The sequence below is a fragment of the Hymenobacter siberiensis genome, from assembly GCF_018967845.1.
In the GTDB taxonomy this organism is placed as follows: Bacteria; Bacteroidota; Bacteroidia; order Cytophagales; family Hymenobacteraceae; genus Hymenobacter; species Hymenobacter siberiensis.
In genome coordinates, this window is the sequence record NZ_JAHLZZ010000001.1 from 3,447,927 (window position 1) to 3,467,564 (window position 19,638).

The 19,638-nt window shown below is 61.5% G+C and carries 16 protein-coding genes; 10 read left to right on the forward strand and 6 right to left on the reverse strand.

The window, feature by feature from the left end:
• Positions 1-32 precede the first annotated feature (32 nt).
• The gene (locus tag KQ661_RS14985; RefSeq protein WP_235726984.1) at positions 33-1,001 is read right to left on the reverse strand and encodes an acyl-CoA synthetase family protein; all 969 of its coding nucleotides are present in this window, start codon (positions 999-1,001) and stop codon (positions 33-35) included.
• 148 nt (positions 1,002-1,149) lie between these two features.
• Between KQ661_RS14985 and KQ661_RS14990 the strand changes: the two genes are divergently transcribed.
• Entirely contained in the window at positions 1,150-1,737 is a 588-nt protein-coding gene (locus tag KQ661_RS14990) for a hypothetical protein (protein WP_216726365.1), read from the forward strand.
• A gap of 27 nt (positions 1,738-1,764) precedes the next feature.
• Here the strand turns inward: KQ661_RS14990 and KQ661_RS14995 are convergent, their stop codons facing one another.
• Positions 1,765-4,185 (reverse strand): alpha-ketoacid dehydrogenase subunit alpha/beta, encoded by a 2,421-nt coding sequence (locus tag KQ661_RS14995; RefSeq protein WP_216727377.1) that lies wholly within the window; start codon positions 4,183-4,185, stop codon positions 1,765-1,767.
• A 244-nt stretch (positions 4,186-4,429) separates the two neighbouring features.
• Between KQ661_RS14995 and KQ661_RS15000 the strand changes: the two genes are divergently transcribed.
• The 5 genes from KQ661_RS15000 to KQ661_RS15020 all read left to right on the forward strand — a co-directional run bounded on the left by KQ661_RS15000 (position 4,430) and on the right by KQ661_RS15020 (position 9,611).
• Positions 4,430-5,200, forward strand: a complete 771-nt coding sequence (locus tag KQ661_RS15000) for a DUF1573 domain-containing protein (protein WP_216726367.1) — start codon at positions 4,430-4,432, stop codon at positions 5,198-5,200.
• Between the two features lie 139 nt (positions 5,201-5,339).
• Positions 5,340-5,861 carry a VOC family protein gene (locus KQ661_RS15005; protein ID WP_216726368.1) on the forward strand — a complete coding sequence of 174 codons (522 nt, stop codon included), beginning with the start codon at positions 5,340-5,342 and terminating at the stop codon, positions 5,859-5,861.
• Positions 5,862-5,960: 99 nt separating this feature from the next.
• Positions 5,961-7,088 (forward strand): alanine dehydrogenase, encoded by a 1,128-nt coding sequence (ald, locus tag KQ661_RS15010; protein WP_216689121.1) that lies wholly within the window; start codon positions 5,961-5,963, stop codon positions 7,086-7,088.
• A 123-nt stretch (positions 7,089-7,211) separates the two neighbouring features.
• Entirely contained in the window at positions 7,212-9,122 is a 1,911-nt protein-coding gene (locus tag KQ661_RS15015) for an LTA synthase family protein (protein WP_216689122.1), read from the forward strand.
• Between the two features lie 225 nt (positions 9,123-9,347).
• The gene (locus KQ661_RS15020) at positions 9,348-9,611 is read left to right on the forward strand and encodes a hypothetical protein (protein WP_216727378.1); all 264 of its coding nucleotides are present in this window, start codon (positions 9,348-9,350) and stop codon (positions 9,609-9,611) included.
• A 249-nt stretch (positions 9,612-9,860) separates the two neighbouring features.
• Here KQ661_RS15020 and KQ661_RS15025 read toward each other — a convergent pair whose 3' ends face one another.
• Together KQ661_RS15025 and KQ661_RS15030 are read right to left on the reverse strand one after the other, a co-directional pair.
• A complete protein-coding gene (locus KQ661_RS15025; RefSeq protein ID WP_216727379.1) occupies positions 9,861-11,189 on the reverse strand; it encodes a hypothetical protein in 1,329 nt (442 codons plus the stop codon).
• 1,228 nt (positions 11,190-12,417) lie between these two features.
• Positions 12,418-12,879: a type I restriction enzyme HsdR N-terminal domain-containing protein gene (locus tag KQ661_RS15030; RefSeq protein WP_216690715.1), complete on the reverse strand. Its 462-nt coding sequence runs from the start codon at positions 12,877-12,879 to the stop codon at positions 12,418-12,420.
• A 165-nt stretch (positions 12,880-13,044) separates the two neighbouring features.
• Between KQ661_RS15030 and KQ661_RS15035 the strand changes: the two genes are divergently transcribed.
• The 3 genes from KQ661_RS15035 (at position 13,045) to KQ661_RS15045 (ending at position 16,302) form a co-directional block, all read left to right on the forward strand.
• A complete protein-coding gene (locus KQ661_RS15035) occupies positions 13,045-13,815 on the forward strand; it encodes an AMP nucleosidase (protein WP_216689124.1) in 771 nt (256 codons plus the stop codon).
• A 102-nt stretch (positions 13,816-13,917) separates the two neighbouring features.
• Entirely contained in the window at positions 13,918-14,346 is a 429-nt protein-coding gene (locus KQ661_RS15040) for a hypothetical protein (protein WP_216727380.1), read from the forward strand.
• A gap of 288 nt (positions 14,347-14,634) precedes the next feature.
• The gene (locus tag KQ661_RS15045) at positions 14,635-16,302 is read left to right on the forward strand and encodes an amidohydrolase (RefSeq protein ID WP_216689126.1); all 1,668 of its coding nucleotides are present in this window, start codon (positions 14,635-14,637) and stop codon (positions 16,300-16,302) included.
• 71 nt (positions 16,303-16,373) lie between these two features.
• On the opposite strand, the gene KQ661_RS15050 is transcribed toward KQ661_RS15045, so the two are convergent.
• Entirely contained in the window at positions 16,374-16,898 is a 525-nt protein-coding gene (locus KQ661_RS15050; RefSeq protein ID WP_216689127.1) for a DinB family protein, read from the reverse strand.
• A gap of 83 nt (positions 16,899-16,981) precedes the next feature.
• Positions 16,982-18,427: an MFS transporter gene (locus KQ661_RS15055; protein WP_226915601.1), complete on the reverse strand. Its 1,446-nt coding sequence runs from the start codon at positions 18,425-18,427 to the stop codon at positions 16,982-16,984.
• 228 nt (positions 18,428-18,655) lie between these two features.
• Between KQ661_RS15055 and KQ661_RS15060 the strand changes: the two genes are divergently transcribed.
• Positions 18,656-19,468, forward strand: a complete 813-nt coding sequence (locus tag KQ661_RS15060) for a DUF5602 domain-containing protein (protein WP_216689128.1) — start codon at positions 18,656-18,658, stop codon at positions 19,466-19,468.
• Positions 19,469-19,638: the final 170 nt, after the last annotated feature.

The window sequence follows — 19,638 nt, forward strand, 5'->3', positions numbered from 1 at the left end:
ATAATGCCTATGTAGTTTTTTTACGTCACTTTCTACACCATCTGATTACACCCGCGAACATCCGAATTATCCATCCGGCCCAGCACCTCAAAACTCCCATCCGGGTGCATCCGCGCTAAATCCTTTGTCTCGACAAAGGCGCAGGAATCCACGTTCGCCAAATCAATTACATTAACAGCCCCGTCACCCCTACCGCCAATCGAGAACGGGTCCGACGGGTCGCGCAGCAGCACCCGCAACGGTGCGGGGCTGTGGAAGCGGCCATCGCCCAACGAATAGGCCTGGCTGAGTAATTCCGTCATGCCGTATTCGGAATGAATGCCGGCCGGCCCAAATGCCTGCTGCAATTCGGCGTGCAGCTCTTCCCGAATCATCTCGCGGCGGCGACCCTTCATGCCGCCGGTTTCGAGCACGGTGAGGCCTTGCAGCTCCGGCGCGGGGCCGGCTTCCAGAGCGAAATCCAGCAGCGCGTAGCTCACACCGATGAGCATTACGCGGCGGCCGGGTTCCTGCTTCGCCTCGGCCAGCGCGGTGCGCAGGACGGCGTGGTCGTGCAGAAAAAACGCCGGCTGCGCCTGACCCGATTGCTGCGCGAAATAGTCCACCATCGCCACCAGTGAGGAATTGCCCTGCTCCAGATACGACGGCAGCAGCGCCAGAAACGTCCAGTCCGTGAGCGGGCCGTAATACTGTTCGAAGATGCGGGCGGCGTTTTCGCGGTACAGGGCCGGCTCGCGCACGAGGTGGCGGCTGCGCTGCTGGAGCGTGGTGCCGCTGCTCAGAAACAGCTCCTGCGGCTCCCATGCGGCCGGGTTGGTGCAGACTTCGTGGGTTTTGAAAAACTCGATGGGCAGGAACGGAATATCCGTCAGCCGGGTCACGGCAGCCTGGTCGCGCCCTAGTTGCGCGAGGTAGGCCGTGTAGGGCGGGCAGTGCGCGGCCTGGTACCGGAACAGCGCCAGCGCAGCCGTCTCAAAGGTGGCGACCGTAACGGAAGGCAAGCCTTGCAAAAAATCAGAACGGAAACTCATGAGCCAATAACCAGTTTAGCGAATACCCCCGAACCAACCACCTTGGCTATTCGTTGGGAAGAACGTACTTTGGGGCCACTTCGGCCGTTGTGCTTCTGACTTCTCACTTCCTGTCTTTATGAACCTGTTTCGTACCCTGCGCGGAATTGCTTTCTTTGGCCTGGCCGGGGCGGGCCTCAGCGGCTGCCTCAGCGCTCCCAGTTACTCGAATACGCCCGAAATTGAGTTCCGGGATGTTAAGGTGACACGCATTCCTGCCGTGAATGGCAACGTGGGCCGCGATACGCTGGAATTCGTGCTCGGCTTCCGCGATGGCGACGGCGACTTGGGCCTGGGCCCGGAAGACCTCGCCATGGCCCCCTTCAACACCAAAACCGGCGGGCACAACAACCGGGGCTACAGCTACAACTACTTCATTCAGCCCTACAAAAAGAACGCCGTTACTAAGAATTTCGATTTTTTTGTGACGCCAGCCCAGCCGCCTTTTCCCGCCGGTATCGCGGGCGAATACGACAGCCAGTACCCCCGCCTCAACGGGGCCGACGGCCGCGCCGCCCCACTGAAAGGCGAGCTGCGCTATAAGCTGCCTCTTTCCCTCGACGGCACGGTATTCGCGCCCGGCCAGGTTTTCCGGTTCGAAATCAGCATCCTGGACCGGGGCCTGCACGAGAGCAACAAAATCACCACCAGCGAGGTGACGCTGTAGGCCGGACCGGCCTACAGCGTCACCTCCTCAGTAGATAGCTGGAAACTGCTCCGGCGCGTCCTCGCTCATCATCTCATAGATGGTGTCGAACACGTCCTCGGCATTGGGCTTGCTGAAGTAGTCGCCGTCGGAGCTGTAGGCTGGGCGGTGGGCCTGCGCGGCCAGGCAGCGCGGCTGCGCATCGAGAAAGCGGTAGGCCTGCTGCTCGTCCAGCACCTGTTGCATCATAAAGGCGGTGCCGCCGCCGGGTACGTCCTCATCGGCAAACAGCACGCGGTTGGTTTTCTGGAGACTGTCGGCGATGAGGTGGTCGGTGTCGAAGGGCAGCAGGGTTTGCACGTCGATTACCTCGACGGAAATGCCCACGTCGGCCAGCTGCTTGGCGGCGTCCATTACGATGCGGCACATCGAGCCGTAGGTGACCACCGTTACGTCGGTGCCTTTTTTCAGCACCTCGGGGCGGCCCAACGGTAGGGTAAATTCGCCCACGTTGCTGGGCGTTTTTTCCTTCAGGCGGTAGCCATTCAGGCACTCAATCACGATGGCGGGCTCGTCGCTCCGCAGCAGCGTGTTGTAGAAGCCGGCGGCCTGCACCATGTTGCGCGGTACGCACAAATGAATGCCCCGGATGCTGCCCAGAATCATCTGCATGGGCGAGCCGGAGTGCCACACGCCCTCCAGCCGGTGCCCCCGCGTCCGGACGATGAGGGGGGCCTTCTGGCCGCCCTTGGTGCGGTATTGCAGGCAGGCCAGGTCGTCGCTCAGAATCTGGATGGCATATAGCAGATAATCAAGGTACTGGATTTCGGTAATCGGCCGCAGGCCTCGCAGGGCCGCCCCAATCCCCTGCCCCACAATGGTGCACTCGCGGATGCCGGTATCGGTCACGCGCAGCTCGCCAAACTTGTCCTGCAAGCCTGCAAAGGCCTGGTTCACATCACCAATCTTGCCCACGTCCTCGCCGATGGCGAAGATTTTGGGGTCGCGCTGGAAGTTGGCGTCGAAGCAGGCTTGGAGCACCTCGCGGCCGTCCACCACGGGAGCATCGGGCGCGTAGGTGGCGGCCACTTCCTCAATGTTGCCCACCGCCAGCTCGCTCTGACTGAACAGGTTGGAGTTGTAGCGGTCGGCGTTTTCGGCCAGCAATTGCTCCAGGTGGCGCTGCACCGAGCGACGGCCGAAGCTGCGCTTCTCGTTGCGCACCTGGCGCAGCACGCGGCGCATGGTCCGCACAATGTCGGCCCGGATGGGCGTGGGGTTGGTTTTCAGCTGCTCCACCTGCTCGTGCAGCGTGTTTTCGGTGCCGGTGTCGGCCACCAGCTTTTCGAGCAGGGCCACAGCCTCGTCGCGCTCTGCTTTGATGGGGTCGAAGAAGGCGGCCCAGGCGGCTGTGCGGGCGGCTTTGATAACGGCAGCGGCTTGTTTCTCAATTTCGTCGAGTTCCAGCTCGGTGGCGTGGCCTTCGGCCAGCAGCCACTCGCGCAGCTTGTGCAGGCAGTCGTGGTCCTCCTCCCAGGTCAGGCGGTCCTTGCTCTTGTAGCGCTCGTGCGAGCCGCTGGTGCTGTGGCCCTGCGGCTGCGTGAGCTCGGTGACGTGGATGAGCACGGGCACGTGCTGCTCGCGGCACACGGCGGCGGCGCGCTGGTACGTATCGACCAAACCGGCATAGTCCCAGCCGCGCACTACGTAAATCTCGAAGCCCGACTGGCCTTCGCCCTCACGCTGCAAGCCCATCATAATTTCACTGATGCTCTGCTTGGTAGTCTGATATTCAGCCGGTACGGAGATGCCGTAATGGTCGTCCCACACGCTCACCAGCATGGGCACCTGCAGCACGCCGGCCGCATTCAGGGCCTCAAAAAACATGCCCTCCGAGGTGCTGGCATTACCGATGGTACCGAACGCCACCTCGTTGCCGTTGGTGGAAAGCGTGTCGAACTGATGCAGCTCGGGGTTCTGGCGGAACAGCTTGGAGGCGTAGGCCAGGCCCAGCAGGCGCGGCATCTGGCCGGCGGTGGGCGAGATGTCGGCCGAGGAATTCTTGGTGTGGGCGAGGTCGGTCAGGTTGCCGTCCTCATCCAGCATGCGGGTGGCGAAGTGGCCGTTCATGGCGCGGCCGGCCGTGGCGGGCTCGGCCTCCACGTCGGGGTTGGCATAGAGCTGCGAGAAATACTGCTCCCAGGTGAGCTGGCCAATGGCGGCCATAAACGTCTGGTCGCGGTAGTAGCCGGCGCGGAAATCGCCGTCCTGAAAGGCGCGGGCCATGGCCAGCTGTGGCACCTCCTTGCCATCGCCGAAGATACCAAACTTGGCTTTGCCCATGAATACTTCTTTACGGCCGGCCAGCGAGGCGTGGCGGCTTTCCCAGGCCAGGCGGTAATCGGTGAGAAAGTCGGCCTTGGTGAGGGGCGCGGCTAGCGCGGGCACGACGGTTTCGGCTACGGACATATAATAGGGGTCAGGATACGTAGGAATTTTGAAGCAGGAAGGGCGGACGGCCGGAGCCGTGATGCAAAAATACGGAATCGGGGCCGGGTAGGTGGCGTGGTGGGGTTTGGACGTATATTTGGGGTACGGTGGTGGCAGACTTTGGGGGCTGATTCTCAGCCCGACACTGTTACTGCCGGTTTTGTTTTTCTCCTTCAAAACCGCCCGCGCTGGCTTTTGATTACCGGCTCAGGGTTTAGAAATCATGAAGAAATTCCTTACTATTTGCCTGCTGGCCCTGGCCGGCGCGGCCCACGCCCAGGGCGTGATGCAGTTCACGACCGACGGCCACGACTTCGGCAACGTGCCCGAGGGCACAATGGCCACCCACGAGTTCAAGTTTAAAAACACCGGCAATCAGCCCGTTATCATTTCCAACGTGCAGGCCAGCTGCGGCTGCACCACCCCGGACTGGACCAAAACCCCGGTGCTGCCCGGCAAAATGGGCGTCATCAAAGCCATGTACAGCAGCGCCGGCCGCCCCGGCGTGTTCAACAAAACGGTGACCGTAACCAGCAACGCCACCGAGGCCAGCAAAGTCCTCAGCATCAAAGGCACGGTACTCACCAAAGACCAGATTAAGCCCACGCTCACGCCGGCCCAGCTGGCCGCCTCGCCCCACCTGGTACTCGACCAAAGCGCCCACGATTTTGGCAAGATGGAAGCCGGCCAGCAGCCCACCGCCCGCTTCACGGTGAAGAACACCGGCAAAACCGAGCTCGTGCTTGGGGCCCTGTCGTCGGGCTGCTACTGCGTGGGCTACAAAAATAACCCCGCCCCCATCGCGCCCGGCCAGAGCGCCATGGTGGAGCTACTATATAGCCAGCGCCAGCTCGGGCAGGTGAGCGACGTGGTCACCATCACGTCCAACGACGTGAGCGGCGACGCCAAAATCACGCTCAAGGCCAATATTGTGCGCGACCTCAGCGGCAACAGCATGGTGAAGGAGAGCGGCACGGCCGTGCCCTTCAAATAAGACCACGGATTAGCCCGGATTTTAGCGGATTTCACGGATTTTGTAGCCGGTTTGTTTTTGGAGCCCTGCCATTGTGGCGGGGCTCCTTTTTTTGGATTGATGTTGGTACATTGGTAACTTGTCAATCAACTGAAATCTTATGGAAAACGCAGTTTCCGGTGCCGCTCCCGCAGCCAGCGCCTCTTACGAAGCACCGGCGCAGACGCGCATCGGCCACGTTCACCTGCAGGTAACGGACATTGACAAAGCCCTGGGTTTTTACCGCGACATTCTGGGCTTCCAGGTCATGCAGCGGTTTGGCAATCAGGCGGCTTTTATTTCGGCCGGGGGCTACCACCACCACATTGGGCTCAATACCTGGAACAGCCTGGGTGGGCCGCCCGCCCGCAAGCACGGCGCGGGGCTGTACCACACGGCCATTCTGTACGCCACGCGGGCCGAGCTGGCGGGCGCGCTCCGGCAGCTGGCAGCGGCCAATTACCCCATCACCGGCTCGGCCGACCACGGCGTGTCGGAAGCCATTTACCTCGACGACCCCGATGGCAACGGCGTGGAGCTGTACTGGGACCGGCCGCGCGCGCAGTGGCCCCTGGCCGCCAACGGCGAAGTGCAGATGTACACCCGCGCCCTCGACCTGAATGCGCTGCTGGCAACCGCGTAGCCTGAACCAAATCTTGACGCGCCGGGTAGTAGCCCCGCGCCCTATCTTTGCGGCTCGAAGTCTAACCTCACCTCATCCCTCTTATTCCCACCTTCGCTCATGATTATTGGCGTTCCTAAGGAGATTAAAAATAACGAAAACCGCGTGGGCCTCACGCCCGCCGGCGTAGCCGAGCTGCGCAAGCACGGCCACAACGTGCTGGTGCAAAGCACTGCCGGCGAAGGCTCGGGCTTCTCGGACGAGGAGTACACTTCGGCCGGTGCGACCATGCTGCCCACCATTGCCGACGTGTACGGGCAAGCGGAGATGATTATCAAAGTGAAGGAGCCGATTGCGGAAGAGTATCCGCTCATCAAGGAGAACCAGCTGCTGTTCACCTACTTCCACTTCGCTAGCGGCGAGGAGCTGACCCACGCCATGATTGAGCGCAAGGCTATTTGCCTGGCTTATGAGACGGTGGAGCTCAGCAACCGTGCCCTGCCCCTGCTCATTCCGATGAGCGAAGTGGCCGGCCGCATGGCCCCCCAGGAAGGTGCCAAGTACCTGGAGAAACCCCTGAAAGGCCGTGGCATTCTGCTCGGCGGCGTGCCCGGCGTGAAGCCGGCGCACGTACTCGTGCTCGGGGCCGGTATCGTGGGTACGCAGGCGGCCAAAGTAGCCGCCGGCCTCGGTGCCCAGGTTACCATCATGGACATCAACCTGAACCGTCTGCGCGAACTCGACGACTTCATGCCCAAGAATGTGGTGACGCAGTACTCAAACGAGTACAACATCCGCGAAGCCATCAAAACTGCCGACCTGATTGTGGGCGCGGTGCTGATTCCCGGCGCGAAGGCTCCGCACCTCATCACCCGCGACATGCTGAAGACCATGCGCCCCGGCACCGTGGTGGTAGACGTGGCCGTGGACCAGGGCGGCTGCATTGAAACCTGCCATCCCACGACCCACGAAAATCCGACCTTCATCATCGACGACGTGGTGCACTACTGCGTGGCCAACATGCCCGGCGCGGTGCCCTACACCAGCACCCTGGCCCTCACCAACGCCACGCTGCCCTACGCCGTGAAACTGGCCAACCAGGGCTGGCAGGAAGCCTGCCGCCGCGACGAGGCCCTGCGCCTCGGCCTGAACGTGGTGCACGGCGAGGTGGTTTACAAAGGCGTGGCCGATGCCTGGGGCCTGCCCCTGGTGAACGTGGAAACCGTGCTGGAACTGGCGGCTGTTTGAGTTAAAAGTTAAGAGTTAGAAGTTAAAAGCCTTCCCGACCATGTGTTGGGAAGGCTTTACTTTGTTGATGCTCTCGCGCTGGTTTTAACTCTTCACTTTTAACTCCTAACTCTCAACTCCACCTTGCTTCCCTCTCCCGCCATCCGCCTACTGCTGCGTCGCTTTGCGCTGCTGCTGGCCGTTTATACGCTGCTCCGCCTGGGTTTTTACGGCCTCAACCTGGTCACGTTCCGGGGAATTGGACCGGGGGCGGTGGCGGCGGCTTTCGTGCACGGGCTGCGGTTTGATGTGGCCGCGCTGCTGTGGCTTAACCTGCTGCTGGTACTGCCTTCGCTGCTGATGCCGGTAGCATCGCGGCGCGGGCAGCAGTGGCTGCGCGGCCTGTTTGTGCTGCTAAACGTGCCGGGCATCCTGCTCAATATCATTGACTGGGAATACTTTAAGTTCATTGGGCGGCGGCTGAGCAACGAGTGGAACACCATTGGCCACGACATTGCCCAACAGGCCGGGCAGATTGGCCTGCACTACTGGTACCTGGCCATTCCGCTGGCGGGGCTGGTGTATTTGCTGTGGCGCTTGTGCCCCATGCCCACGCGGGCCGAGCTGGCGGCACCGGCCGGCCGCGGGCGCTGGGTGCAGCGCGGCATGGAGTTTCTGCTGGTGGTGGGCCTGGTGGTGCTGGGCCTGCGCGGCGGCTGGCAGCTGAAGCCGCTGCGCACCGGCATTGCCTTCGAGCAGCAGCCCGCCGTGCTCGGCCACCTGGCCCTGAACAGCGCGTTCACGGTCCTGAAATCATTTGATGAAGTGCAGATTGACCGGGTGAACTATTTTCCCACCACCACAGCGCTGCGGCCGGCCCTGAATGCTGCCCCGCTACCCGCCCGCGCCGCCGCCCCCACCCCGCCCGACAACGTGGTGCTGCTGCTGCTGGAAAGCTTCGGCTCGGAATACACCGGCGTGGAAAACGGGGGCCAGGTTAGCTTCACGCCCTTTTTCGATTCGCTGGCGGTGGCTCCCGGGGCGCGGCTCATGCGGGAGAACTACGCCAACGGCCGCCGCTCCATCGAGGCGCTGCCGGCCGTGCTCTCGGGTCTGCCTTCGCTCATGGATGAGCCGTTTATCACCTCCAGCTTTCAGACGGCGGAGCTGCACGGGCTGGGCGAAATTCTGGGCCGCCACGGCTACAACACGGCCATGTACCACGCCGGCTCCAACGGCACCATGGGCTTCGATATGTTTGCCGGCATTGCCGGCATGCAGCACTACTACGGCCTGAATGAATACCCCGGCGGGGCCGGCAGCCCCGACTACGACGGCCACTGGGGCATTTTTGATGAGCCCTACCTGCAGTATCTCAACCGCCGGCTCACAGCCACCAAACAGCCGTTTATGGCCACGGTATTCACGCTCAGCGCGCACGAGCCGTTCTCGCTGCCCGCCAAGTACCAGGGCAAATTTTCGGTGGGCACGCAGCCCATCCACCCCACCATTGCCTACGCGGATATGGCGTTGCGGCGCTTTTTTGCGGCGGCCAGCCGCGAGCCGTGGTACGCGCACACGCTGTTCGTGCTCACGGCCGACCACACATCGCAGTCGGACCGCGCCGGCTACCAGAACCCGCTGGGCGTGCACAAAACGCCACTGCTATTTTTCCGGCCCGGCCCGCCGCTGCCGGCCGCCAACCCGCACCGCATCACGCAGCAGGTAGATGTGCCCGCCTCAGTGCTCGACGTGCTGGGCCTGGCGCAGGAGCAGCCGGCCCTGCTGCCCTTCGGTGCGTCGGTGTTCGACCCCGCCGCTTCGGGCCGCGCCATATTCCGCGACGGCGATTCGTACTTCCTCGTGCATTCTGACTTCGTGACCGAGCTCACCAACAAGAATGAAGTGCGCCTCTACCCCTACCAGACCCATTTTATTCCCAATGAACCCGTTGCCAACCCCGACCCGGCCCTGGTTCAACAATACGGTGATGAGTTGCGGGCCAACGTGCAGTTCTACGTGAACGGGCTGCTGGATAACAGGCTTTATAAATAGTGGCTTAGCGGGATTACAACGACGAGCGCAAATGCTTGTTCGGAGGATTTCAGGCTACCTATTTGCGCTTTATCAGAACCCGGAATTGCTTTTCCTCATTAAAGCCACCTCAATTGGCCGTGCTCTAGCCAGCGCGGGCAATTTGTTTCACGCAATTTTTTGGTCCTATGAAAAAGTAACCCCTCATTATCGCCTTATTCCTCACCGTGTGCAGTTTCTCGGCCAATGCCCAGAGCGCCACCACGCGCCACCACGCGCCAGACCACGGTGACGCCCGCACCGGCCACGTATCCGACCGCTACACCGGCCCCGGCTACTTCAACCACCACGGAGTCGACCACGACCACCACGGACCCGGCCTCTACCACGGTAGTCCAGGCCGCCCCTGCCGAAACCGTAATTCCTGCCGACACCAAGGTGAAGAAAAAGAGCAACAAGACGAAAATCAAACCCAAAAACCAGGGCTTTCAGCCCTCGTTTTTAGCTTGAAAAGCCCGGCCGCATGCAGTTGCGACCGGGCTTTTTGCAATAAAGCTATTCAGAAAGCAACTTGCTGAACAGCTCTCGATGTAGTTGCCGGCGTTGCGCAGGTAATTCCCGTGTCAGATACTACCGCTACCGGCGCAGCAATTTGAGGTGGGCCTGGGTGTGCCCGCTGGTTAGGTGCAGCATGTAAACGCCGCTGGCCTGCATTTACCGGGAGAAATCGAGCCGCAGGGCCGTGGTCCCGTTGGCGGCCTAAAGGGTGCCACTGCTCACTTTTGCCCCGAGCGCCGATACCAGCGTGTAGGAAACCTCGCCCTGCAAAGCCTCCGGCAACAGCAGGCTTACCTGCCCGTCGGAGGGGTTTGGATACGCCTTCACCAGCGCCGTAAACTCCGTTCCGACCGCTGCTTTGCGGGCAGCGGTGGCCGGACTGGCAGCCGCAGAAGCCAGGGTGGTACGGGCCACGCCATCGGTCACGCTGAAGACGATGGAGCGCGGGGTGCCCGCGATGCCGCCGGGCGTGTAGGATGTCGCGGTCAGGGTATAGCCGCCGGCCGTGGGAGTCCAGGCGAAATAGTTGCCCGCACCATTGTCGCCGAACAGTGCGTATGGAGGCACCATTTCGGTCTGGCTCCAGGTCTGGGCGCCGCAGAGGGCAAATTCGACCCGGCCCACCGTAGCAGGATTTGTGTTGGCCCGGATGTTCAGGTTGCGCGTGGGCAGCGTAGACAGGTTGAGCGTGGCCCCGTTCACAAGCGCCTGAATATCGAGGCCGGTATTTGCATTGACCAGGGTGTAGGCGATATTGCCTGCCGTAACTGGCTCATTGACTACGGTGAAGGTGATTTCCAACGGGGTACCCGCGCAGCCGGTGGTGGAGTACGGCTGGGCCAACAAGGACACGTAACGCCCCAGGGTCAGGGTCCGGCCGAAGTAGTCGCCCGCACCGTCGTCGCCGAACAGCGCGTACGGGGCTACCAGCTCGGTCTGGTTCTGGCTGGTGGGCCCATTAAGGCTAAATACGACACTGCCAACGTTGGCCGGGCTGGTATTGGCCCGGACGTTCAGGTTCTGCGTGGGCAGGTTGAGCACCATCCGGTCGGTCAAGGGCTGCGGGTCGGTATCGGTATCGGCATTGACTAAGGTGAAGCTGGTGACGACCTGCGCGGCCGGATTGATGACTATCGACAGCGGAGCGGAGGTGCAGCCGTTCGCCGCCGTCAGCGTGAGGCTGTAGGTGCCCGGCGGCAGGAACGAGAACAGAAAAGCGTTGCCCCCGGACGGTCTGGGCGCATTCGGCGTGAGCTGGTCCGTGGCGCCCGCCGGCGGATTCAGCACCTGAATATAGCCGGTAGTGGTGGTGCAGGCAGGTTGCGTTACCCTAACATTGGCCAGCGTGAGCACCGGTGCAGGAGCCGGATTGATGACGATGGTGCGCGGGGCCGAGGTGCAGCCGTTCACCGTCAGGGTGAGGCGGTAGGTACCGGGCACCAGGTAGGAGAACAGATAGGGGTTGCCCCCGGAAGGCTTGGGCGCGTTCGGCGTAAGTTGGGCCACGCTGTTGAACGGCGCATTGAGCACTTGTATATAACCGGTTGAATTGGTGCAGGTAGGTTGCGTCACCTTAACGTTGGCGCTCGAAAGCACCGGGGGCGAAGGGCAATGGCTGGCACTGACGCCTGTGCCAGCGCCAGCCACCATATCCAAGGGCGCGGCATGACCAAAGCTCACCGTTGAAAAAGAGAAAACGGCGGCCATCACCGCCAGCACAAGCCATTGCCAACCGGCCGTGGTCTTCAGGCTTTGTGCATGGTTCGCTGGCTCGTGCCGGCAAGGCAATACGACACCGCCCCGAGGCTTATCCGGGGCACCGGCACATGAGATAATTGATTCATGGTTTTTCATGGCAGCTGACAAAAAATAGTGGATGAATAGAGCAAGTGCCCGGCAGCCGTTGCGGTGCCGGTAGCCACAACACCATTCTAAAATGCGGAGTCAGGGGGGTGCGCCCTTGCCTGGGCGCAATACACGGCCAGGCTGGCGGCGGGGCCGCCAGGCGCAAGCGCGTGGGGCGCTACCAGGGCAGCACCAGCTGGAATGGGGATTGGTTACCAACTACTGTTACGCCAGTAACTTTTGAACCAGAAGTTTCTACTGGTTTAAGCGGGTTGCTGGTTGGTTTTCGGCCGGCAACCCGGCTCAATCGCGTTAAACCAGCAACGAGCAACCAGAAACAGAAACCCCAGTTACCAAGCAGAGCCGGGAGAGCGGCTTTCAATCCTTAAGGGGCTGCGTGCGGGGGTGCAACGCTGGCTCAGCATCCCCGCTGGCGGGCGCTACGCGGCGGTGTTTTCGGGATGCAGCAAGCAATAAGCTACCGCTTTGGGGGCCGGGAGGTTCCGGCCTCATCAGGGAATGAAAAATATGCTATTCGTCCCTGATGATGGATTCAATTCGGGAAAACGTGTAGTTAAGGTGGCATAAGAATGCTATTTTCAGGTGGAAAAAATCCTCCTAATGCTCAGCTTTCCTCCAACAGGCCACTGCAGGCCTGTTAGGGCGCTATCCAGCAGTAATTTAAATATATTATATTTTATATATTAATAATACCGCCGCGCTTCTGCCACTAAAAAAATGTCCCGTATTGCTCCACATAGCTAACCTCCGCGTTTTTGAATGCGGCCGGAAGCGGCCGGCATACTGCTTCCGGCTGGCGCACTACGCCTGGAACCAGGGGTGCAGCCGGATTTGGCCAAACCGGCTCACGAATTCCCCGGGGAAGCAACCGGCGCGCAGCGCAGCGGGGAACCTACAGCCCCACTGCAACCGAAAACGCCGGAATCTCCTCCAGCCGCTCATTGGTTCGCGTCGCGAAATCGACCCGCCAGCAGTAGTGCACCAGGCCGTTGGTGAGCAGCAGCAGCGGCGCACCGATGGTTTGGTTGTAGGTGGTAGCTTGGCGGGCCACGGCCGCGTCGATGGCCACGGAGGGCGCTTTGCACTCCACCAGCAGCAGCGGCTGGCCGGTGGGGCCGAGGGCCAGCAGGTCGGTGCGCTTCCGGCGCTGGTTATAGCGCAGGCCGCGCTCCAGGGCCAGCAGGCCGCGCGGGTAGCCCAGGTGGCTTATCAAATAATGAACAACGTGCTGACGCACCCACTCTTCGGGGGTGAGCACGACGTGCTTACGCCGCAGCCCATCCCAGATGAGCGGCTGATTTGTGGCCGATTGCGTAAGTTTGGCTTCGAAAGGCGGCAGGTCCAAGGCTTGCATCACCTCCAAAAATAGTACTTGGTGCTTTGTGCCTGGTGCTTGGTGTTCTTCGCCTCGTGCCAATGGGTTTCAAAAGCCGGGATTCTCACCAGCCAAGCACCGGCGGACGGAGGTCTACTGTACAAAACAGCCAAGCACTAAGCACCAATAACCAAGCACTTGCTTATGAAGACCAAAGAAGAGATTGTAAATAACTGGTTGCCACGCTACACGGGCGTAGCCCTCGATGATTTTGGGCAGTACATTCTGCTGACCAATTTCAGCAACTACGTGTACATGTTTGCCGAGCAGTTCGACGTGAAGGTGAACGGGTTGGACAAGCCCATGCAGTCAGCCACGGCCAACGGCATCACCATCATCAACTTCGGCATGGGCTCGCCCATGGCGGCCACGGTTATGGATTTGCTGTCGGCCATCAAGCCCAAGGCAGCCCTGTTTCTGGGCAAGTGCGGCGGCCTGAAAAAGACCAAGCTCGGCGATTTGGTGCTGCCCATCGCGGCCATTCGCGGCGAAGGAACTTCGGATGATTACCTGCCCAAGGAAATTCCGGCCCTGCCCTCGTTCCGCCTGCAGCGCGCCGTGTCGTCGATGATTAAGAAGCACGAGATGGACTACTACACCGGCACGGTATATACCACCAACCGCCGCGTGTGGGAGCACGATACCGAGTTCAAGGACTACCTGCGCCGCGTGCGCGCCCTGGCCGTGGACATGGAAACGGCCACCATTTTCGTGTGCGGCTTCATGAACGACATCCCGCACGGCGCCCTGCTGCTGGTGAGCGACAACCCGATGACGCCCGAGGGCGTGAAAACCTCGGAGTCGGATTCGAAAGTGACCACCGATTTCGTGAAGCGCCACCTGCAAATCGGCATCGAGTCGCTGCAGGAGCTGCAGTTTTCGGGCGAGTCGGTGAAGCACATGCGCTTCGACTAAGGACCGCAGATTTTAACGGATTTGACGGATTTCGCAGATTCAAACTGACCCTTTCGTATGTGGAGCTTTACTGATTTTCGGATGCGGGGCGGGGCAATTTTTATGCTGGCGCTCGGCCTTGTGGGCTGCGACCGGACGAAGCACGAGGCCACAGAAACATTGCGCAAACCCAGCCCATCGGCCAGCCCATCGGCCACGGCGCTGGCCGATGGGCTGGCCACCGGTGCCCGGCGCGAAACGGCCCAAACCAACCTCAGCCCGGCCTTACGGGCGCGGGGCCTGCGGCTGGGCAAGTCGTTTGTGGCGGGCGACGATAGCGTGCGCGCCGGCCGGCCGCAGCTGTCGCTCTACGTCATTTTCGAGCGGGCCTTCCGTGATACCGTGCGGGTGCGCCTGCTGGATAACAATGGCATGGAATACGGCCGCAGCCGCGTGCTCCTGCAGGGCAAGGCCCATGAGGCCCAGCCATTCCCGGTTCGCTTCAACCCGCACCTCCATTTTGAGCTGGGCACGCAGGTGGTGGTGGAATAATCCTGAAAGTCCACAACAAAAAGAACGTCATGTTGAGCGCTGCCGAAGCCGCTCGCATGTAGTAGTAACTGATGTTACGCAGCAAGCCTCGCGCCTCACGTTCGCCTCACCCCCTAGCCCCCTCTCCGAAAAGGAGAGGGGGCTAGGGGGTGAGGCGAACAGTAGAACGACCCGGCTGCGTAACATCAGGCAGTAATTCAATCGCCCAAACGAATTGACTACTATTGCACGCGAGATGCTTCGACAAGCTCAGCATGACGTTTTCTTTTCATCCCACTTCACTCATTAATGTCTCGTTCCAACCATTCTTCGCTCCGCCATTTCTTCGCCCCCCTGCTGCTGCTCGCGCTGCTCAGCGGCTGCCAGTCGCCCCGCGAAGCCGTTGATTTGCTGGTCACCAACGCCACAGTTTACACCGTCGATTCGACCTTCGCCAAAGCCGAAGCCTTTGCGGTGAAGAATGGCAAATTCGTGGCCGTGGGTTCGGCGGCCGAGCTCAAGGCGAAGTACCAGGCGGCGCAAGAAGTAGACGCGGGCGGCAAGTTCATCTACCCCGGCTTTTACGACGCGCACTGCCACTTCTACCGCTACGCGCTGGCCCTGCCGAGCGCCGATTTGGTGGGCACCAACTCGTGGAAAGCGGTGATTGAGAAGCTGCAGGAGAACCGGAAGAAATACCCGCAGGCCGCCTGGCTCACGGGCCGCGGCTGGGACCAGAACGACTGGCCGAGCAAGCAGTTCCCCACCAAAGACACGCTTGACCGGCTGTTTCCCGACGTGCCCGTGCTCATCACCCGTGTAGACGGCCACGCCGCCCTCGTGAACCAGAAGGCCCTGGATTTGGCCGGCGTCACGGCCCGCACGCCCATCAGCGGCGGCACCATTACGCGCGACGCGCAGGGCCGCCTCACCGGCCTGCTCGTGGACAATGCCACGCGCCTGGTGAGCAGTAAAATCGCCGACCCGGCCCCGGCCGAAGCCGCTCAGCTGCTGCTGCAGGCCCAGCAAAACTGCCTGGCCGTGGGCCTCACCAGCCTCGCCGATGCCGGCCTCGACAAAGCGGACATCGACCAGATGGCCGCCCTCCAGCAGCAAAAGAAGCTGAAGCTGCGCCTCTACGCCATGCTGGCCCCCACGCCCGAAAACCGGGCCTACTACCTTAAAAACGGCCCGGTTTTCACCGACCAGCTCACCATCAATTCCTTCAAGGTGTATGCCGATGGCGCGCTGGGCTCGCGTGGGGCCTGCCTGGTGAAGCCGTATGCCGACAAGCCCAAGGAAACCGGCTTCCTGCTTTCTACCGAAAAGCAGTTCCGCGACCTGGCCAAAGAATTGGCGGCGTCGAAATTTCAGATGAACACCCACGCCATCGGCGACTCGGCCAACCGCATCATCCTCAACATCTACGGCGAGGCGCTGAAGGGGCAAAAGGACCGCCGCTGGCGCATTGAACACGCCCAGGTCATCACGCCGGCCGACATGCCCAAGTTCGGGCAGTTCGGCATCGTGCCCTCGGTGCAGCCCACCCACGCCACGTCCGATATGTACTGGGCCGGCGAGCGCCTCGGAGCCGAGCGCCTGAAAACGGCCTACGCCTACGCCGAATTGCTGAAGCAGTACGGCCAGCTGGCCCTGGGCTCCGATTTCCCGGTGGAGGACATCAACCCGCTGTTTGGCTTTCACTCGGCCGTGGCCCGGCAGGATGCCAAGAACTTCCCCAAAGACGGCTTCCAGATGGAAAACGCCATTTCGCGCGAGCAGGCGTTGCGCGGCATGACCACCTGGGCCGCCCACGCCGGCTTCGAGGAGAAGCGCAAAGGGCAAATCAAGCCCGGCATGCTGGCCGATTTTGTGGTGCTGGATACAGACTTGCTGACCGCGCCCAAGGAGCAGCTGCGCGGTGCCGCCGTGCTGCAAACCTGGATTGGCGGGCAACTGGTTTTTGACCGCAAATAGCCAGCTTCTAAGCCAGAAAGGCCTGCTGAACAATGTTCAGCAGGCCTTTCTGGCTTAGAAGCTGGCCACTTCTACCGCTGCGGGGCCTCGTCGGCCGAGCCGCCGTAGATGGCGGGCACCGGAATGTCGAGCAGGCGCAGGTACACGCTCATCTGGCCGCGGTGGTGGATGAGGTGGTTGAGCACGAGCACGCGGGCCACCGCGGTGCGGGGCATGGCCATGAGGGTTTGTTCGCCGCGGCGCATGGTCCACATGGCGCTGAAAGTGGCATCGTCCACGTCGGCCAGGGCTTTGTGGATGTTCTCGGCGTTCACGTCGAAGCGCCGGAGCACCTCGTCGGTGGTGGTGGGCGACTCGGGCATTTGCATGGTGGCCATGTCCGTGGCATCGGCGCTGAGGGACATTTGCAGGAAGCCAATGAGGTTGGCCATGTGCGAGGCCAGCGTCCCGAGCTTCATGCTCTTGGCGTGCGGCTGCCAGCCAAACTGCTCGGTGGGCACCCGCTCCAGCAGGCGGCGGGTGATGGCCAGCTCGCGCTTCAGCTCCTGGCTGAGGAGGGCTTGCACGGAAGGATTGGCGGTGGTGGGGTCGCTCATAAAGAAAGATGGGGAGATGGAAGGTGAACGGATGAGGGCGCGGCCCTCGCGTAGGGTCAGGACGCTCCAGCGGCGGAAATACTTTACCGGGACATGGGCGCGCCCATTTCGGCCCCGGCCGAGGCGGGCGGCGGCGGCGGCAGCGATATCGGCCCCAGGGATTCTTCGCGCAACTTCTTGCCGCGCAACGTCAGCAGAAAGCCCAGGCCGAAAATGAAGAACACAATCAGCGAAAGAATGCTGTTGCGCATCGAGCCCGTGATTTGCGCAATCAGGCCGAAGGAGAGGGTGCCGATAACGATGCCGAGCTTCTCAACCACGTCGAAAAAGCTGAAATAGGCGGCCGAATTCGGGGTGTTTTCGGGTATAATCTTGGAATAGGTGCTGCGCGACAGGCTTTGCACGGCCCCCATGGTGAGGCCAATGACGGAGGCCAGCGCGTAGAAGCTCCAGCCGGCCTGCACGAAATAGCCGGCCACGCAAATCAGCATCCAGATAAACACCGCGATGCTCAACGCCCGCGTGTTGCCGATGCGGTCCGAGATTTTAGCAAACATCCAGGCGCCGAGAATGCCCACAATCTGGAGCAGCAGAATGGTGACGATGAGCGAGGTGCTATCGAGCTTCAGCACCTTGTCGCCGAAGATGGTGGCCACGTACATCACTGTTTGCACGCCCATGTTGTAGGTGAAGTAGGCCAGCAGGAAGCGCTTGAGGTTGGGCTGCTGCTTGAGCTGGTCCCACACCTTGCCCAGCTCGCGGAAGCCGTTGAGCAGCCAGCCGTCCTGGCTGACGGGGGCATCGGCGGGGCGGCCGGCATCGGCCGGCAGGGTGAAGAACGGGATTTGGGCAAAGCCCACCCACCAGATGCCCGTGAGCAGGAAACTGAGCCGCGTGGCCTTGCCGGTGCTCATGCCAAACAGGGCCACGCCCTCGGGGCCGCCCGCGATGTGCGGGCCCATGATGATGCCCAGGCAGATAACCAGCAGCAGCACCGAGCCGATGTAGCCCATGGAAAAGCCCCGCGCCGAGAGCGAGTCAAAATTCGCCTCGGAGCTAATTTCGGGCAGGTAGGAATTGTAGAACACGATGCTGCCGCTGAAGCCTACCGTGGCCGCAATAAAAATGAAGGTGCTCAGCGTGAGGTTGTCTTCGGTGAAGAAGTACAGCGCCGCGCAGCTAATGGCCCCGATGTAGCAGAAAATTTGCAGGAATAGCTTCTTACGCCCCGAGTAGTCGGCCAGCGACGTGAGAAACGGGCTGACCAAGGCAATGAGCAGGAAGGCGAACGAAATGGCATAAGTGAGCAGCGAAGAGCCCGGCACCTTAAACCCCAGGAAATCGACCACGTCGGTGGGGTTAATAGCCTTGGTGATGCTGCCCCAGTAAATCGGGAAAATTGAGCTGGTAATCACCAGCGGATACACCGAGTTGGCCCAGTCGTAGAAGGTCCAGCCGGTGGTGATGCGCTTGTTGTCTTTTTCGACCGCGCCAGCGGCGGCAGCGGGAAGCGTCGGAGTTGGGGTCATAAGTGAGCGCCGGGAAGGTGAGGGATTGCGCCGGGGAAGGTAACGGGTTTTTACGGCTCAGGTTGGGCCGGGCGGCAATGCCGGCGGCCGGCGGGGCACTGCCAGCCACCGGCAGGCCGGACTTACCCCCTGCCCGGAAGGGGCATTTTGGTGAACGGTGATAAATATTCACTTTTTATTATATTTTCATAGCCCTGGCAACTCCGCTCCCGCTCAACTCCTCTGGCTATGGCAAACCTCCCTTGTATCTCCTTTAGCGGCTGGTGTCGCTCGGCGGCCCTGCTGGCCTTTGGCCTACCGCTGCTGCTGGCTTGCAGCAAAGACAGCCCTGCCGCCCAGCCCTCCATCACCTACGGCCCCACCGTGCAGGTGGGCAGCGGCTCGGCCCGCAGCTTTATCTCGGCCGATGCCAGTGGCAAGCCCACGGAAATCGACATGGCGCTCACAGAAACTGCCCTGACCGGCCTGCCCGCCACGCCGGCCACGGGCACGATATACGACATGACCCTGCCCGCCGGCAGCAGCGCCGCCACGCAAATGCCGTTCGACCACCTCTCCTTTGGCTGGAACCCCAACGGCCACGACCCCATCCCCATCTACGGCGTGCCGCACTTCGATGCGCACTTCTACATGCAGCCCATGGCCGCGCAGCATACCATCACCCTCGACGACCCCAAGGACGACATTTTCCCGGCCACCAACAAGCTGCTGGCCGGCTACAGCACGCCGCCCAACGTGGTGCCCGGCCGCACCATGCCCATGATGGGCCGCCACTGGATAGACCCCACCAGCCCCGAATACACGCCGGGCACGGCCTTCACCCACACCTTCGTCTACGGCACCTACGATGGCCACGTCACCTTCGTGGAACCGATGCTCACCAAGGCCATGTTGGTACCCAGCGTGAACGTGGTGAAGGCCATTCCGCGAACCACGGTGTATGAGGTAACGGGCAAGTACTTCCCCACCAATTACACTATCCGCTACGATGCCGGCACCAAGGAATATATCATTTCGCTAAAGGATATGATGATACGCTGAGGAAGGGCGGCTCAGGCTTTAGCGTTGCAGCAGATACGAGCAAGCGGACCATACCGGCGTATTCGGCTGAGGCCAAGGCGGCCTGCTGATACGCATGCGTCGCTTGGATTATATGCCAGCGAAGCTTTTCCTCGGAGCCGTACGCTAATCAGCTTCTCCAAATCCACAAG

Excerpts from the sequence above, each read along its gene's own strand:
- KQ661_RS15005 (WP_216726368.1), top strand. The coding sequence starts at position 5,340 with ATGGAAAACGCAGTTTCCGGTGCCGCTCCCGCAGCCAGCGCCTCTTAC.
- ald (WP_216689121.1), top strand. The coding sequence starts at position 5,961 with ATGATTATTGGCGTTCCTAAGGAGATTAAAAATAACGAAAACCGCGTG.
- KQ661_RS15050 (WP_216689127.1), bottom strand. The coding sequence starts at position 16,898 with ATGAGCGACCCCACCACCGCCAATCCTTCCGTGCAAGCCCTCCTCAGC.
- KQ661_RS14995 (WP_216727377.1), bottom strand. The coding sequence starts at position 4,185 with ATGTCCGTAGCCGAAACCGTCGTGCCCGCGCTAGCCGCGCCCCTCACC.
- KQ661_RS14990 (WP_216726365.1), top strand. The coding sequence starts at position 1,150 with ATGAACCTGTTTCGTACCCTGCGCGGAATTGCTTTCTTTGGCCTGGCC.
- KQ661_RS15035 (WP_216689124.1), top strand. The coding sequence starts at position 13,045 with ATGAAGACCAAAGAAGAGATTGTAAATAACTGGTTGCCACGCTACACG.
- KQ661_RS15040 (WP_216727380.1), top strand. The coding sequence starts at position 13,918 with ATGCTGGCGCTCGGCCTTGTGGGCTGCGACCGGACGAAGCACGAGGCC.
- KQ661_RS15020 (WP_216727378.1), top strand. The coding sequence starts at position 9,348 with ATGCCCAGAGCGCCACCACGCGCCACCACGCGCCAGACCACGGTGACG.
- KQ661_RS15055 (WP_226915601.1), bottom strand. The coding sequence starts at position 18,427 with ATGACCCCAACTCCGACGCTTCCCGCTGCCGCCGCTGGCGCGGTCGAA.
- KQ661_RS15045 (WP_216689126.1), top strand. The coding sequence starts at position 14,635 with ATGTCTCGTTCCAACCATTCTTCGCTCCGCCATTTCTTCGCCCCCCTG.
- KQ661_RS15000 (WP_216726367.1), top strand. The coding sequence starts at position 4,430 with ATGAAGAAATTCCTTACTATTTGCCTGCTGGCCCTGGCCGGCGCGGCC.
- KQ661_RS15060 (WP_216689128.1), top strand. The coding sequence starts at position 18,656 with ATGGCAAACCTCCCTTGTATCTCCTTTAGCGGCTGGTGTCGCTCGGCG.
- KQ661_RS15030 (WP_216690715.1), bottom strand. The coding sequence starts at position 12,879 with ATGCAAGCCTTGGACCTGCCGCCTTTCGAAGCCAAACTTACGCAATCG.